This window comes from Streptomyces sp. SID3212 (genome assembly GCF_009865405.1).
In the GTDB taxonomy this organism is placed as follows: domain Bacteria; phylum Actinomycetota; class Actinomycetes; order Streptomycetales; family Streptomycetaceae; genus Streptomyces.
In genome coordinates, this window is record NZ_WWJY01000805.1 from 1 (window position 1) to 14,617 (window position 14,617).

Sequence of the window (14,617 nt, forward strand, 5' to 3'; positions counted from 1 at the left end):
ACCCTGGAGTGGGCGCGCCCGCACGCGCCCGCCGCCGTCACCGCCGTGCTCCGCCGGCTGCCCGCCGCGCCTCCCGGAGGCGGGCGGGTGGGAGAGCTCCTGCGTGATCTGGATGCCGCTCTCCGCGCCGGTCTTCGTCCCTGAGACGCCCCCGTACCTCAGCCGCTGGTGAGGATGACCAGCTGCTGTGTCGCCCGCGTCATCGCCACATAGCGGTCCACCGCCCCCTCGATCCCCTGACCGAACTCCTCCGGATCGACCAGCACCACCAGGTCGAACTCAAGTCCCTTCGACAGCTCGGGAGTCAGTGACCTGACGCGGGACGACGTACGGGCCATACGGCTCGTACCGAACGCCGGATCGCCGATCACGCACGCGATCCCGTCGTCGTGTTCCGCGAGCCAGCGGTCCAGGATCACGTCCCGGTCCGCAGCGGGACCGTGGACAACAGGAAGGTCGCCGCGGCGGATGGACGTCGGCACGTTCGCGTCCGGCAGTACGGCCCTGATGACCGGCTCCGCCTCCGCCATGATCTCTTCCGGCGTACGGTAGTTGACGCTCAGCGACGCCAGCTTGATCCGGTCGAGTCCGACCCGCGCCAGCCGTTCCTGCCACGACTCCGTGAAGCCGTGCCTGGCCTGCGCGCGGTCCCCGACGATGGTGAAGCTCCGGGACGGACACCGCAGCAGGAGCATCTGCCATTCCGCGTCGGTGAGTTCCTGTGCCTCGTCCACGACCACATGCGCGAACGGCCCCGCGAGCACGTCCGGTTCGGCGCTCGCCGGTGTGTCGCTCGACGGCGTGTTCTCGTCGATCAGGGCGTCCTGCATGTCCTTCCCGTACAGCATCGTCACCGCACCCTCCCCGTCGTCGTCGGCGGCGAGCAGGGTGTCGACCACCTTGGCCATGTGCTCCCGTTCGGCGGCGACGGCGGCCTTGTGCCTGCGCCGTCGCAGCGACTCCTTCGGGTCGCCGAGCCGCTGCCGGGCCGCGTCCAGGAACGGCAGGTCGGACGCGGTCCAGGCCTGCGGGTCGGCGCGTTGCAGCAGTTGTACGTCGTCGCGGCTCAGCCAGGGAGCGCACTTGCGCAGGTAGGCGGGTACGGTCCACAGGTCGCCGACCAGGTCGGTCGCTTCGAGCAGCGGCCAGGCGCGGTTGAAGGCGGTGCGCAACTCCCGGTTCTGCGGCAGGGACTTGCGGAGCGGGACGGCCGACGCCTCGTCGTCGTGCTTGTCGACCAGGATGGTGAGCAGTTCCTCCCAGATCTGGTCGCGGGCGTCGTTATGCGGAGTGCCGGGTTCGGCCGCCTCGAACGCATCGGCCCAGTCGTCGGCGCTCAGATGGATGTCGGACCAGTGGGTCGTGACCGTCATGCCCTGGGTGGGCGGGTCCTCGTAGAACCGGACAGCCGTCTCGATCCCCTTCACCAGGTCCGCCGACGCCTTCAGGCGGGCCACGGCCGGATCGGCCTCGACCGTCGCCGCGGCTCCCTCGGCGACGAGGTCGCGGAGGGTACAGGTCTGGACGCCCTCCTCCCCCAGGCTGGGGAGGACGTCGGCGACGTACCCCAGGTACGGCTGGTGCGGGCCGACGAAGAGGACACCGCCCCGGCGGTGGCCCAGGCGGGGGTCGGAGTAGAGGAGGTACGCGGAGCGGTGCAGGGCGACGACGGTCTTCCCCGTACCGGGACCGCCGTCGACCACCAGCGCGCCGCGCGACCCCGCGCGGATGATGGCGTCCTGGTCGGCCTGGATGGTGCCGAGCACGTCGCGCATCCGGGGCGAGCGGTTGCTGCCCAGGCTGGCGATGAAGGCGGACTGGTCGTCGAGCGCGGCGTGCCCGGCGAAGCCGTCCGCCGTGAACACCTCGTCCCAGTAGTCGCCGATCCGGCCCCGGGTCCAGCGGTACCTGCGGCGGCTGGCCAGGCCCATCGGGTTGGCGTGGGTGGCGCCGAAGAACGGCTCGGCGGCGGGGGAGCGCCAGTCGAGGAGCAGCCGGCGCCCGGTGCTGTCGGTGAGGCCGAGGCGTCCCACGTACACGGGCTCGGGGTCGTCCGTACCGACCATGCGTCCCAGGCACAGGTCCAGCCCGAAGCGGCGCAGGGCGCGCAGCCGGGCGGTCAGCCGGTGGACCTCCGTGTCCCGGTCCATCGCGTGGCGGCCGACGCCGCCGGGCGATCTCAGCTCGGCTTCGAGGAGGGCGGAGAGCTCGGCGATCGACCGGTCGAGGCTTTCGGCGATGGCGGCGAAGTGCTGCTCGTCGGCGGCGATCAGCGCGGGATCGGCCTTGGGGGACAGGCGGTCGGGGAGGTTGAAGGCGCTGGGGGGCGGAGGGGTGGAGGGGTGGTCGTTGGAGCGGTGGTCGTTCGGTCGGCCGGTCGAGGGGTCGGACGTTGAGTCGGACGGGGGGTCGGACACGGGGTCGGACGGGGGGTTGTTCACTTCAACTCCGATGTGGGGCCGCTTGCGGCCGGGCGCCGGGGGGCGATCTGGCCCCGGCCGACGATTGTGCGGCATGACCGGGGCCTTGCCGCAAGGCCCCCCATGCGCTATAGGTTGAGAGTGGAAAGAGGTGAGTACTCCCCTTTCCCCTCCCCCCTCGGCGGGCTCTCGCGGAGCCGGCCCGTCATCGGGGGAGCCCTGGTGACGCGGCGGGCGCTCTCGCGTCGGTGGTCGCGGCAGTCGCTCTGCTGGGGCACTGCGCCCAGACCGTCTTTCCGTCGTCCTGGAAGCGCGTGCCCCACTGTTCCGCGAGATTCGCGATGATGAACAGCCCCCTGCCCGTCTCGTCCACGGTGCGGGCGTGTTTCACGTGCGGTGCGCTGCCCGCCCCGTCACTGACCTCGCAGGTCAGCATCCGTTCCCGGATGAGGCGCAGCCGCAGGGGCGGGGCGCCGTAGCGGATCGCGTTGCCGACCAGCTCGCTGACGACCAGCTCGGTCGTGAACGCCGTCTCTTCGTCCACCCCCCACGCGTCCAGCTGCCGGCGGGCCGCCGCACGGGCGATCGGGGCGGCCTCGGGGTCGGCGGGAAGGTCGCGAGTGAGTACGCGGTCCTGGGGCAGCGCCTTCGTACGGGCCAGCAGCATCAGCGCTTCGCCGGTCCTCGGCCGGAGGCCGGTGGTGAGTGCGGACGCGAGGTCGTCGCACACCTCCGGCAGGGCTGTGGTCGCGGCGGCTTCCAGGAGCGGGCCCTCCGGGCCGGTCGGCGCCAGGACGTCGTCCGCGAGCGCGGCCGTACCTATCGCCAGGGTGCTTCCCTCGGGGAGACGGACGGTGGTCGCGGGGAAGGGCGCGTTGTCCGTCCCGGCGAGGAGGGGACCCGCGGGTACGGGGAGGCTCTCCGAGCTTCCGTCGGGGAGGACCACCACCGGCTCGGGGAGACCGGCGCGCGCGAGGGTGCAGGTCAGGTCCACCGGGTCGTAGATGGCCACGGCGCAGCCGGCGGTGAGGGGGGCGGTGGCGGGCTCGTCCGCCGGGGGACCTTCCGGTGAATCCCCCGGGGAGCCTGTCGAGGAGCCTGTCCGGGAATCTCCCGGGGGATCCGCCAGGAAACCTGCCGGGGGATTCGTCACGGGATCCGCCCCGGAATCCGTCCCGGGATTCGTCAGGGGATCCGCCCCGGGCGCCGTGGTGTGCGCCGTCGGGATCGTCAGGGGCGCCGCCGCGAGCCGTACCGCCGTGTCGTTCAGCCGGGCCAGCAGCTCGTCGGGGCCCAGATCCAGGGCCGCGAGCGTGTGGATGGCTGTCCGCAGCAGTCCCACCGCACTCGCCGCGGTGATGCCCCGCCCCATCACCTCGCCCACGATCAGGGCGGTCCGCGCGCCGGGCAGCGCGATCGCGTCGAACCACGCGCCGCCCCCCTCCGGATCCGGAAGATGCAGGTGGGAGAGGTCCACCGTGGCCTGGGTGGTGGGCGGCCGGGGAAGAAGCCGACGCTGGACGGTCAGCGCGACCATCCACTCCCGCATGTACCGAGCGGCGTTGTCGACGCAGAGCACCGCGTGCGCGCACACGGTGGCCGCCACCTCGGCGTCCTCCTCGTCGAAGGGTTCTTCCCCGGGGAGGCGGTAGAAACTGACCACACCCAGCGCCCGGCCGTGCAGCGCCAGCGGAGCCACGACCAGGGAGTGGGCGCCGGTGCGCCGGACGACCTCGGCCCTGACCGGGTCCGCGGCCAGCCACGCGCTGTCCTCGCCGATCTGCGCGAGGCGCGGCCGGAGGTCGGACAGCACCCGCGAGAATGGGGTGCCGGTGGGCAGCGGACGTACGTCTCCGACTGGGTAGTACGCCGGTCCCGCCAGCGGTTCGGATTCCGGCGGCGGCCCGGGCCCGGGTCGCGGCCCCGATTCGCCCGGACGCCCGGGGACCGGGCCCCGTACGGCCATCCTGCGCAAGGGCACCTTCCGGTGGACCGGCACCGGCGGAGGTTCCTCCCCGCGGACCACGTCCTCCACCACCTCGACCGCCGCGAGGCCCGCGAAATCCGGTACCACCGCCTCCGCCAGGTCCTCGCAGACCTCGCGGATGCTACGCCGGGGTCCCACTTGGGTACGGGCAGCGTCCAGGATCTCGCGCCGGTTCCGCGCGTTCTCCCGCTCGGTGACGTCGGCCTCGCAGGCCACCAGGCCGAGGACGTCGCCGCGGGAGTCCTCCAGGCGGAAGTAGGAGACGGAGTGGGTACGGCTCCGGCGCCCGGGGCCGCCGGGCCCCTCGTCCGGCCCCTCGTCCGGCCCCGCGTCCGGCCCCTCGACCGGTGGCCCCACCGCTCCCTCCACCGCTCCCTCGTCGCACTCCCCCACGCCCCGGACCAGCCGGTTCACCACCGGCTCCCCGCTCTCCAGGACCCCGCGCGCCACGGCGGCCTCTTCCTCGGGGTCCTCAAGTCCGTAGAGGCGTTCGTACAGTTCGGTGAGGTGCTCGCCCAACAGGCCCTTCGCGGGGGGATATTCGTCGGGTCTGCTGTCCTCCGGTCTGCCGTCCTCCGGTCTGCCTTCCTCCGGCCCGCTTTGATCCGGCCGGCGCTCCCTGCTCGTGCGGACCACCCGCAGCCGTTCGTCGAGGACGTGCACCCCCACCGGGGAGCGGCTGAAGATGGCCTTGAGGATCGCCACGTCCCGCCCCGACAGGGTCTCCCCCGCCGCAAGTACCTGCCACAGAACGGCGGTTCCGCGCAGCACCGGCCTGACCACCACCGTGGCCGTGTCCGAGAACTCCTCGCGCCGCCCTTCGTCGTCGGCGGCGACCTCCCGGAGGAGCGCGGTCACGGACCGGCCGACGGCCTCCTCGGCGGACCAGCCGAACAGTTCCTCGGCCGGACGCCCCCACTCGACCACCCGGCCGCCCTCGCCGATGAGCACGAACACATCACCGTCGGGCATGCGCTGTCACCTCCGGCCCCTGACAATCCATGCTAATGCGACATACCGGGGCCGCATCTTGCCAGGGACCCGCGCGCGGTCCTCCCCCGTACGCGGGCGGAGACCCTCTACCAGGGCAGGGACCCCGCCGCGTCGAAGTAGCCGCCCGTGGGGCCGTCGGGACCGATCTGTGCCATCCGGACGATGATCTCGGCGCCCTCCTCCACGGTCTGCGTGCCCCGGTGGCCGTTCAGGTCGGTCGCGGTGAAGCCAGGCTCCACCGCGTTGATCCGGATGTCCGGGAACGCCTTGGCGTACTGCACGGTGATCATGTTGACGGCCGCCTTCGACGCCGGGTAGGCGACGCCCGGGTATCCGTACGTCGGCGTGCCCGGGGCGGCGACCAGGGTCGTGGACCCGAGGGAACTGCTGACGTTCACCACCACGGGGGCGGTGGAGCGCCTGAGCAGCGGCAGGAACGCGTGGGTGACGCGTACCGTACCGAAGACGTTCGTCTCGAACAGCGGGCGCAGGTTGTCGGCGGTCGTGTCCTCGGCGCCGAACACGGTCCCTTCGATCCCCGCGTTGTTGATCAGCACGTCCAGGCCGCCGTCCGCTTCGACGGTCTTCGCCGCGGCTTCGACGGAGGCGTCGTCGGTGGTGTCGAGGAGGACGAGCCGCGCGCCCAGCCGCTCGGCGGCCCGGCGGCCCCGTTCGGCGTCCCTGCTGCCCAGGTAGACGGTGTGACCTGCTTCGACGAGTCGGCGGGCGGTTTCAAGACCCAGCCCCTTGTTCGCTCCTGTGATCAATGTCGTAGTCATGGCTTCAGGTTCCGCCGCGGGGGTGGGGACAACCAGGAGTCCCGTCTTCCTGGGACTGCTGGTGCCAGGCAGATCCGGGGCGGACGCGGTTCACTGGAGGCATGACCAGTGGTGGCACGGCCAAGGGGGGCACGGCAAAGGGGGTCACGACCGAGGGAGGCGCGGCCACGGAAGGCGCGACCGAGTTCGGTCAGGCGGTACGGCGCTGGCGCGACCGCGTCGCCCCCGAGACCGCCGGGCTGCCCGCCGGCGGGCACCGGCGCGCGGCCGGGCTCCGCCGCGAGGAACTGGCCCTCCTGGCCGGGATCTCCGTCGACTACGTCACCCGCCTCGAACAGGGGCGCGCCACCAACCCGTCCGCGCAGGTCGTCGAGGCGCTGGCCCGCGCGCTGCGGCTGTCGGCGGAGGAACGCGCGTACCTGTTCCGGATGGCCGGGCTCGTACCGTCCGGGCCCGACACCGTCCCCGCGTACATCACCCCGAGCGTGCAGCGCCTGCTGGACCGGCTGGCCGGCAGTCCCGTCGGGGTGTACGACGCGGCCTGGACGCTGCTCCTCGCGAACCCGCTGTACGCGGCGCTGATGGGCGACCCGTCGGGGTGGCGCGGCCACGAACGCAACGGTGTGTGGCGGAACTTGGTCGGCCCCGGCAGCCGCGTCCGGCACACACCGGAGGCGCGGCGGGAGTTCGAGGCGGCGCTGGTCGCGGACCTGCGGGCGACGGCGGGCCGCTATCCGGCGGACCGGCAACTCCGGCGTCTGGTAGCGGAGTTGCGCGCGCAGAGCGACCGGTTCGCCGAGCTGTGGGACACGGGGGTCGTCGGCCGGCACGAGGCCGCGCGCAAGACCGTCGACCACCCGGACGTGGGTCCCGTGACGCTGGACTGCGACGTGCTCAGCGTGGCGGGCAGCGACCTGCGCCTCATGATCTACACGGCGGAACCGGGCACGGAGGACGCGGACCGGCTGGCGCTGCTGGCGGTTCTCGGCACGCAGAAGCTGGTGGGGTAGCCGGGAAGGGGCGGGACGGCGGCGCGTCCCCCTGCGGGAGAAACAATCCCCTGGTCGGGGAAACCCTGGCCGGTCTAAGCTCGTCGGATGACCTTGGAATGGGAACAAGTCATCGTTCACTCGGTGGATCCGGCTGCCCTGGGGCAGTGGTGGGCCGACGCTCTCGGCTGGGTCGTGGTGCACACCTCCGACGACGAGTTCGAGATCCGCCCGGCGCCCGATCGCGTCCCGGGGATCGACTTCGTCCGGATCGAGGAGCCCAAGGAGTCCAAGAGCCGGCTGCATCTCGACTTCCGGCCCGACGACCAGGACGCCGAAGTGGCTCGTCTGGTCGCCCACGGCGCGCGGCGGGTCGACATCGGTCAGGGGGATCAGTCGTGGGTCGTCCTGGCGGATCCCGAAGGGAACGAGTTCTGCGTGCTCGGCCACCGGCGACAGCAGGCGAGCGAGTAGGCAGGGGTCCAGGTAGCTAGGGATCCAGGCAGGTAGGGATCCAGGCAGGTAGGGATCCAGGCGGCGCTCACGCCTGGGCTGAGGCGGCGCCCGTCGTCGGCGCCGCGTTGCCCCGTACCTCCGCCAAGTACTCCGCCACCGCGTCCCTGTTGCGGGTCAGGCAGGTGATGCGGGCCGTCATGCGGTCCCGTTCGCGTTCCAGCGTGGCCAGCATCTCCGGGGTGGCGTCGGGGAAGTGGATGACCCGGGGCTTGTCCAGGCACGGGAGGATCTGCTTGATGATCCGGGTCGGCAGGCCCGCGTCGAGCAGGCCTCTGATCTGCATGACCCGGTCCACGTCGGACGCGTCGTACGCCCGGTAGCCGTTCGGCGAGCGGCCGGCGACGATCAGGCCCTGTTCCTCGTAGTACCGCAGCAACCGGCGCGGGGTGCCGGTGCGTTCAGATAGCTCTCCGATACGCACGTGATCGGCCTCACATCTCGTCGCGTCCGTCTTCGCGTTGACCCTCACATCAATGTGAGGGTTCGAGCATACGCAGCATGTCCCGCACCCCCGCGCGCCTTCCGCTGCCCGCCCTCCTCGCCCTGGCCACCGCCGTCTTCGTCACCAGCCTCACCGAGACCCTGCCCGCGGGCCTGCTGCCCGCCATGAGTACGGATCTCGGCGTCGGCGAGTCCGCCATGGGGCAGTCCGTCACCATCTACGCGATCGGCACCGCCGCCACCGCGATCCCGCTCTCCGCCGCCACCGCCGGATGGCGGCGCAAGCGGCTGCTGTTGGTGGCGATGGCCGGGTTCGCCGTCGCCAACACCGTCACCGCCGTCTCGGCGAACTACCCCCTGACGATGGCCGCCCGGTTCGTCGCGGGAGTGGCTGCCGGACTCGCCTGGGCGCTGCTCGCCGGGTACGCGCGCCGCCTCGCGCCCGCGCACCTCCAGGGCCGGGCGATCGCGATCGTCATGACCGGCATCCCGGTCGCGCTGTCCCTGGGCGTCCCCGCCGGGACGTTCCTCGGCGACGCGGTCGGGTGGCGGGTGACGTTCTCCGTCATGACGGTGCTGGCCGTCGTCCTGCTCGGCTGGATCGCCGTCACCGTCCCCGACCGGCCGGGGCAACGGCGGGAGGGACCGCGGCGGGAGAGGCAGCGACGGGAAGGGCAGCGGGAGGGGCAACGGCGGGAGGGCCGGACGCCCGTCCTGCGGACCCTCGCCCTGCCCGGGGTGGCGCCCGTCCTGTTCGTCACACTCGTCCTCGTCCTGGCCCACACCGTCCTCTACACGTATATCGCCACCTTCCTCGACCGGCTCGGCATGGGCGGCTCCACCGACGTGGTCCTCCTGGTCTTCGGAGCCGCCTCCCTCCTGAGCATCTGGATCGTGGGCGTCCACATCCACCGGCGGCTGCGGGCGCTGACCCTCGCCTCCACGGTCCTGTTCGCCGTCGCGGCCACCGTCCTGGCGATCGCCGCCGACAGCCCAGCCGCCGTCTACGCCGCCGTGACGCTGTGGGGCCTCGGCTGGGGCGGCGCCCCGACGCTCCTCCAGACGGCGGTGGGCGACGCGGGCGGCGAAGAGGCGGACACCGCGCAGGCCATGCTCGTGACCCTGTGGAACGCGGCCATGGCGGGCGGCGGGGTCGTCGGCGGCGTCCTCCTCGACCGCCTCGGCTCGCGGTCCTTCCCCTGGAGTGTCCTGGTCCTGCTGGTGCCGGTGCTGGCCGTGGTGGCCGGGGCCCGCGCGCACGGGTTTCCGGGGGCGGGGGAACGTACGGACACAGCCATCGGTACGAGTACGGGTACGGGTACGGGAACGCGTACGGGCTGAGGCGGGTGGTGCCCCTCCGTGAACCGGATCGCGGGCGCCTCTCTGTGACCTGGATCTCCCTGGGCAACCGGACCACTCCCCCACCCGGTTGACCAGGATGTGAAGGAACAGTCATGGACAGAGGTGCGATGGCAAGGACCGGGCGGTGACGGGGTCGACGCGGGACTTCGAGGAGTTCGTCGCCGCGCGTGGGCCCCGGCTGCTGCGGGTCGCCTGGTTGCTGACGGGCGACGCGCACCTGGCGGAGGACCTGTTGCAGACGGTCCTGGCCAAGGTGTGGCCGAAGTGGCCGCGCATCGCCGACGAGAATCCGGAGGCGTACGTACGGAAAGCCCTGGTCAACACCTCCGCCTCCTGGCGTCAACGGCGCTGGCGGAGCGAGGTGCCGCACGACGACCTGCCGGAGGTGACGGCCGCCGACGTCTTCGCGGCGGTCGACCTGGAGCACTCGCTGGCCCTGGCGGTACGGCGGCTGCCGGCCCGGCAGCGGGCGGTGATCGTGCTGCGGTACTTCGAGGACCTGAGCGTCGAGGAGACGGCGAAGGTGCTGGACTGCCGGCCCGGCACGGTCAAGAGCCAGGCCGCCAAGGCGATGCGTGTGCTGCGCGGGCGGTTGGCGGTGCCGACGGCTTCGCCCGCTCCGGTACGGGCACCTTCCCCGGCAACGGCAACAACACCGGCCCCGGCACCCGCCGAGAGGGGTGACCGGTGACGCGCTCACGCCCTGAGGGGTACGGCTCCGGCGACCGCGACGCGACTCCCCCCGTACCCGATCAAGAACACGAAGAACACGAGCTGCGGGTCCTCCTGGAGCGCGCCACCCCGCACCTCGGCGCGCCCGCCGGGCGGATGGTCCAGGTGCGCCGCCGTGTGGCGCGGCGGCGGCAGCGCCGTGCCGCGCTGGGCGCGGCCGTGACGGGAGTCGCGGCGGTGGCCGTACTGGTCACGTTCCTGCGCCCGTTCACGCCCGGCGAATCCTCGGCCCGGCCCGCTCCCCTCGGGTCGTCCCTGCGCGCCGTCCCGTCCGACGGCCCGACGACCCCGCCCCCCACGGACGACCCCACGTCCTCCCCCGGCACGGCGCTCGCCGGTTTCCCCGACCTCGGGCTGAAACTGACCCTGTCCCCCGGGTGGAGGACGGGGAGCGTACGGCCCAAGACAGCGTCGGCCGCCGACTTCGTCACCAATCAGCCCGTGGTGGCCTGGGACACCTGCCCGGACCTGATCACCGGTGTGTTCGCGTGCGCGCCGGTGTCCCCGCTCGGCAAGGACGGGGTGGTGATCGCCTTCCAGAAGACGAACAAGCCGCACGTCCCGTCCGGGAAGAAGACGTTCAATCTCGACAAGCCTGTCCGGGCAAGCAAGAGCTGCCAACTGTTCGGCGGGGACCTGGAGTTCGCCGCCTGGGGCATCGCCCGCACCACCGACGACAACAGGCCGGTCGCGGTGGACGCGTTCGTCTGCCTCAAGAACGTGTCGCCGTCGACGGTCCTCGTCGTCGAGAAGATCCTGACCCGGGCCGTCGTCTCCACGCCCGCGTCCACCCGCGCCCCGGACGGTCAGGCCGGCTGACCGGCCCCCTCACGCTTCCCCTCACGCTTCCCCTCGCCCTTTCCCTCCCCCTCGTCTCCCCCTCGTCTCCCCCTCTGCCCTCTCCCCCTCCGCCTGCCGACCCACCGGCCGCGAAAGGTAGCTCCACACCCATGCCCGCGACACTCTCCGCACGCCCGCGCCCGCGTCCCCGCGTACGCCCCGGCCTCCACGTCCTCGCCCTCACCGCCGTCACCGCCCTCGCCCTCGCCGCCGTGACCGGCTGCGGTGGCACCGCCGGGGCGCGCGACCAGACGTCCCCTCCGCCCGCCACGACCGCCGCCAAGAACGCCCCGGGGTCCCCCGCCGCCCCCACGCCCACCGCCGAGGCGCTCCCCCGCGAACTGCCCGGACTCGGTCCCCGGACCTTGGACTCCGTACCGCCGAACGCCCGCCAGGTCGTCGTGGTCACCGGCGCGGGCAAGGACTCACCGCGCTCGGACGCCGTGCTGTACGAACGCACCCCGGCCGGCTGGCGGGCCGGGGACACCTGGGCCGCGCACAACGCCCTGCGCGGCTGGACCGACCACCACCGGGCCGGTGACCTGCACTCGCCCATCGGGGTGTTCGGCCTCACCGACGCGGGCGGCCGGCTCGACGACCCGGGCACGAAGCTCCCGTACAACCGCTCCGGCGGCTTCACCATCGGCGGGACCGGCTTCGAGGGCGAACCGCTCGCGGGCTCCTTCGACTACGTCGTCGCCATCAACTACAACCGGCAGCCGGGCCGCACGCCGCTCGACTGGACGCGGCCCCTCGGCGCTTCGAAGGGAGGCGGCATCTGGTTCCACGTCGACCACGGCGGCCCGACCCACGGCTGCGTCAGCCTCTCCGAGGCGCACATGAAGAAGCTGCTGCGCGCCCTCGATCCGGCCCGGCACCCCGTGGTGGTCATGGGCGACGCCACCTCCCTGGCACGCTGAGGCCCAACTGACGGCCCGGTACGGGCTCACTGCCCCCTGAGGTGGACCGGCAGCTCGCGGTGGCCGTTGGAGATGAACGACTCCTGCGGGCGCAGCTCGGCGGCCGGCACGGCGAGGGTCAGGTCCGGGAAGCGGTCGAACAGCGCGGACAGCGCGATCTTCGCCTCCACGCGGGCCAGTTCGGCCCCGAGGCAGTAGTGCACGCCGTAGCCGAAGGCGAGGTGTTCCTTGCGGGTGGTACGGGTGACGTCAAAGATCTCCGCGTCGTCCCCGTGCACCGCCGGATCGCGACCCATGGCACCGTAGTTCATGACGATCGGCTCGTCCTGACGGAACGTCAGACCGCTCTCCTCGTCCTCGATGTCCGTGACGGCGAACCGCATCAGCATGCTCGCGAGGGGTGCCTGGTGGCGGAGCGACTCCTCCACCACGTCACCCCAGGAGACCCGGCCGTCCTTCGCCATCGCCAACTGCTCGGGACGGTCGAGGAGATCGGCGATCGCGTGGTCGAGCAGATTGACGGTCGTCTCGTGGCCGGCGCCGATCAGGAGCAACAGTGTGTCGAGCAGCTCCTGTTGGGCCAGGCCCGTACCGGTTTCGTCGTCCTTCGCGTTGACGAGGTCGCTGGTGACGTCCTCCCCCGGATGGAGCTGCTTGACGGCGACGAGGGCCGCCATCTGCTCGTACGCCGCCATCACCCCGGCGACGGCCTCCTCCGGGGTGTGGTCGGTGGCGAACAGGCCGCCCATCGTGGTGCGGAACGCCTCGTGCATCTCCTCCGGCACCCCGAGGAGCGTGTTGACCACCCGGAGGGGCAACAGCCAGGCGAACCGGGCGCGCAGGTCGACGTACCCCTCCGGGCCGTCGGGCAACGCGGCCAGCTCGTCCAGCAGTTCCGCGACGATGCCCTCGATCGCGGGCGTGAGCGCGCGGACCCGGCGGGCGCTGAACGCCGGGCCGATGAGCCGGCGCAGCCGGGTGTGCTCGTCGCCGTACGCGGTCAGGGCGTTGCGTACGTCCACCCACAGGCGCAGCGGCCACCCCTCGGATATCTCCCCGCGGATGTACGCCGGCCAGTGCTGGTGCGCGTCCTTGGACACCCGGTCGTCGGTGAGGAGCCGCTTCGCCAGCGCGGTCTCGGTGACCGACCACGCCACCACCCCGCCGGGCAGCTCCACCTGGACGGCGGGGCCGCCGGCGCGGAGCGCGGCGGCCTCGGCGTGGATGTCCGACGCGGCGGGGTCGATGCGGAAGGGGCAGCCGGCGGCGGGGGCGGAGGTGGGGCGGGGGGCGGGCTGGGCGTCCATCAATGCACTCCAGGGTGTGGTGCGGAGAGGGGAACCACAGCGGTGTGGACCACGGGTAGAGCGGTCCAGCCGGAGTGGAAGGTGCCGGGCCTGCGGGTCAGGTCCTTGCGGTCGCAGGCCAGCCTGAGGTCCGGGAGCCGGTCGAGGACACGCTCGACCGCGGTCTCGGTGATGATGCCCGCCAGGTCGGGCGCCGGGCAGCCGTGGACACCGGCGCTGAACGCGAGGTGCGCGCGGTTGCCCGCGCGCCGGTGGCCGGCGTGGTTGAGGGCGGGGTCGGAGTTGGCGGCGGCGAAGCTCACCAGGATCGGGACGCCGGGCTCCAGCCGTACTCCTTCGTACGTCTCCGCCCTGCGCGCGTACAGCGGCGAGTAGTTGGCGAGCGGCGGGTCCTCCCAGAGAACCTGGTCCATCGCCTCGGAGACCGAGTGGACCCCGTCGTACACGCTGCCGCTGAACCGCTCGTCGTCGAGCATCAGCAGCAGGGCGTTGGCGATGAGGTTGGAGCTGGGGGTGGTGGCGGCGCCGACGACGAGGAGGATCTGCTGGATCATCTCGACGTCGGTCAGCTGGGCCGGGTGGGCGATCAGCCAGGAGGTGGCGTCGCTGCCGGGCTCGGCGCGCTTGAGGCGGGTCAGTTCCAGGCAGGCGGTGGCGACCTCGGCGCTGGCCTCGGCGGCGTCCGCGCCGGCGTCGAAGAGCCGGCCGATCGCTTCGATGATCCTGCGGCCGAGGTCGGGCGGGCAGCCGAACAGCTCGATGAGCACCTGCATCGGCAGCGGGTCGGAGAAGTCGGCCACGAGGTCGAACTCGGGGCGCGGCGCCATCGCGTCGATGAGGGTGTCGGCGATCCGGGTCACCGTCGCCACCAGCGCGTGGGTGTCGATGAGGTCGAGGGTGTCGGTGATGGACTTGCGCAGCCGGGTGTGCGGCATGCCGTCCATCCACAGCGCGTTGTCGCGCGGCTCCATCATCGCGGCGGAGGGGGTGCCGGGAGGGACCTGCCCGGTCCGCAGCGCCACCCAGTGGCGGGGGTCCTTCGCGAACTTGTCGGGGGTGTTGCGCAGGAGGTGGAGGGCGGCGCGGTACGTGGTGGTGAGGTACCCGTACATCCCCTCGGCGATCTCGATCGGCACGATCGGGCCCTGCGCGCGGAGCTTGTCGTACGTGGCGTGCGGGTCGGCGCTGAACTCCGGCCCGTGGATGCGCGGGAGGTCACCGAGCCCGCCGGCGGCGGCCCGCGCGGCGAACGGGCAGCCGCCGGAGGGGACTTGGATCGGGACGGAGGCCGGGGAGCCGCCGGGCGTGAGGGCGTCCGGGGCGACGGGCGC

The 14,617-nt window shown here is 72.6% G+C and carries 12 protein-coding genes; 6 read left to right on the top strand and 6 right to left on the bottom strand.

What is annotated here, in order from left to right; translation table 11 throughout:
- Nucleotides 1-158: 158 nt before the first annotated feature.
- The 3 genes from helR to GT042_RS24490 all read right to left on the bottom strand — a co-directional run bounded on the left by helR (nt 159) and on the right by GT042_RS24490 (nt 6,179).
- Nucleotides 159-2,441: an RNA polymerase recycling motor ATPase HelR gene (helR, locus tag GT042_RS24480; protein ID WP_345943898.1), complete on the bottom strand. Its 2,283-nt coding sequence runs from the start codon at nt 2,439-2,441 to the stop codon at nt 159-161.
- Nucleotides 2,442-2,625: 184 nt separating this feature from the next.
- On the bottom strand, nt 2,626-5,379 hold the full coding sequence (locus GT042_RS24485; protein ID WP_161310891.1) for a SpoIIE family protein phosphatase: 2,754 nt from the start codon (nt 5,377-5,379) through the stop codon (nt 2,626-2,628).
- Nucleotides 5,380-5,486: 107 nt separating this feature from the next.
- Complete coding sequence (locus GT042_RS24490) at nt 5,487-6,179, bottom strand: SDR family oxidoreductase (RefSeq protein WP_161310892.1); 693 nt, start codon at nt 6,177-6,179, stop codon at nt 5,487-5,489.
- Nucleotides 6,180-6,280: 101 nt separating this feature from the next.
- Between GT042_RS24490 and GT042_RS24495 the strand changes: the two genes are divergently transcribed.
- Together GT042_RS24495 and GT042_RS24500 are read left to right on the top strand one after the other, a co-directional pair.
- Nucleotides 6,281-7,189 carry a helix-turn-helix transcriptional regulator gene (locus GT042_RS24495; RefSeq protein ID WP_161310893.1) on the top strand — a complete coding sequence of 303 codons (909 nt, stop codon included), beginning with the start codon at nt 6,281-6,283 and terminating at the stop codon, nt 7,187-7,189.
- Nucleotides 7,190-7,276: 87 nt separating this feature from the next.
- Nucleotides 7,277-7,642, top strand: a complete 366-nt coding sequence (locus GT042_RS24500) for a VOC family protein (RefSeq protein WP_161310894.1) — start codon at nt 7,277-7,279, stop codon at nt 7,640-7,642.
- A gap of 67 nt (nt 7,643-7,709) precedes the next feature.
- Here the strand turns inward: GT042_RS24500 and GT042_RS24505 are convergent, their stop codons facing one another.
- Entirely contained in the window at nt 7,710-8,105 is a 396-nt protein-coding gene (locus GT042_RS24505; RefSeq protein ID WP_161310895.1) for a MerR family transcriptional regulator, read from the bottom strand.
- A 77-nt stretch (nt 8,106-8,182) separates the two neighbouring features.
- On the opposite strand from GT042_RS24505, the gene GT042_RS24510 reads away from it, so the two are divergent.
- The 4 genes from GT042_RS24510 (at nt 8,183) to GT042_RS24525 (ending at nt 11,979) form a co-directional block, all read left to right on the top strand.
- Entirely contained in the window at nt 8,183-9,466 is a 1,284-nt protein-coding gene (locus GT042_RS24510) for an MFS transporter (protein ID WP_161310896.1), read from the top strand.
- A 145-nt stretch (nt 9,467-9,611) separates the two neighbouring features.
- Nucleotides 9,612-10,178 (top strand): SigE family RNA polymerase sigma factor, encoded by a 567-nt coding sequence (locus GT042_RS24515; protein ID WP_161310897.1) that lies wholly within the window; start codon nt 9,612-9,614, stop codon nt 10,176-10,178.
- A complete protein-coding gene (locus GT042_RS24520) occupies nt 10,175-11,038 on the top strand; it encodes a hypothetical protein (RefSeq protein WP_161310898.1) in 864 nt (287 codons plus the stop codon). The genes GT042_RS24515 and GT042_RS24520 overlap by 4 nt, the downstream gene beginning before the upstream one ends.
- Before the next feature lie 131 nt (nt 11,039-11,169).
- Nucleotides 11,170-11,979, top strand: coding sequence for a L,D-transpeptidase family protein (locus GT042_RS24525; RefSeq protein WP_161310899.1), 810 nt, complete (start codon nt 11,170-11,172; stop codon nt 11,977-11,979).
- A 26-nt stretch (nt 11,980-12,005) separates the two neighbouring features.
- Here GT042_RS24525 and GT042_RS24530 read toward each other — a convergent pair whose 3' ends face one another.
- Together GT042_RS24530 and GT042_RS24535 are read right to left on the bottom strand one after the other, a co-directional pair.
- Nucleotides 12,006-13,286 (bottom strand): cytochrome P450, encoded by a 1,281-nt coding sequence (locus GT042_RS24530; RefSeq protein ID WP_161310900.1) that lies wholly within the window; start codon nt 13,284-13,286, stop codon nt 12,006-12,008.
- Nucleotides 13,286-14,617 (bottom strand): cytochrome P450 (locus tag GT042_RS24535; protein WP_161310901.1); only part of this gene is annotated, 1,332 nt, incomplete at its 5' end. The genes GT042_RS24530 and GT042_RS24535, both read right to left, overlap by 1 nt.

Coding starts and splice junctions, on each gene's coding strand:
- GT042_RS24485 (WP_161310891.1), bottom strand. CDS start 5,379: ATGCCCGACGGTGATGTGTTCGTGCTCATCGGCGAGGGCGGCCGGGTG.
- GT042_RS24490 (WP_161310892.1), bottom strand. CDS start 6,179: ATGACTACGACATTGATCACAGGAGCGAACAAGGGGCTGGGTCTTGAA.
- GT042_RS24495 (WP_161310893.1), top strand. CDS start 6,281: ATGACCAGTGGTGGCACGGCCAAGGGGGGCACGGCAAAGGGGGTCACG.
- GT042_RS24500 (WP_161310894.1), top strand. CDS start 7,277: ATGACCTTGGAATGGGAACAAGTCATCGTTCACTCGGTGGATCCGGCT.
- GT042_RS24510 (WP_161310896.1), top strand. CDS start 8,183: ATGTCCCGCACCCCCGCGCGCCTTCCGCTGCCCGCCCTCCTCGCCCTG.
- GT042_RS24525 (WP_161310899.1), top strand. CDS start 11,170: ATGCCCGCGACACTCTCCGCACGCCCGCGCCCGCGTCCCCGCGTACGC.
- GT042_RS24530 (WP_161310900.1), bottom strand. CDS start 13,286: ATGGACGCCCAGCCCGCCCCCCGCCCCACCTCCGCCCCCGCCGCCGGC.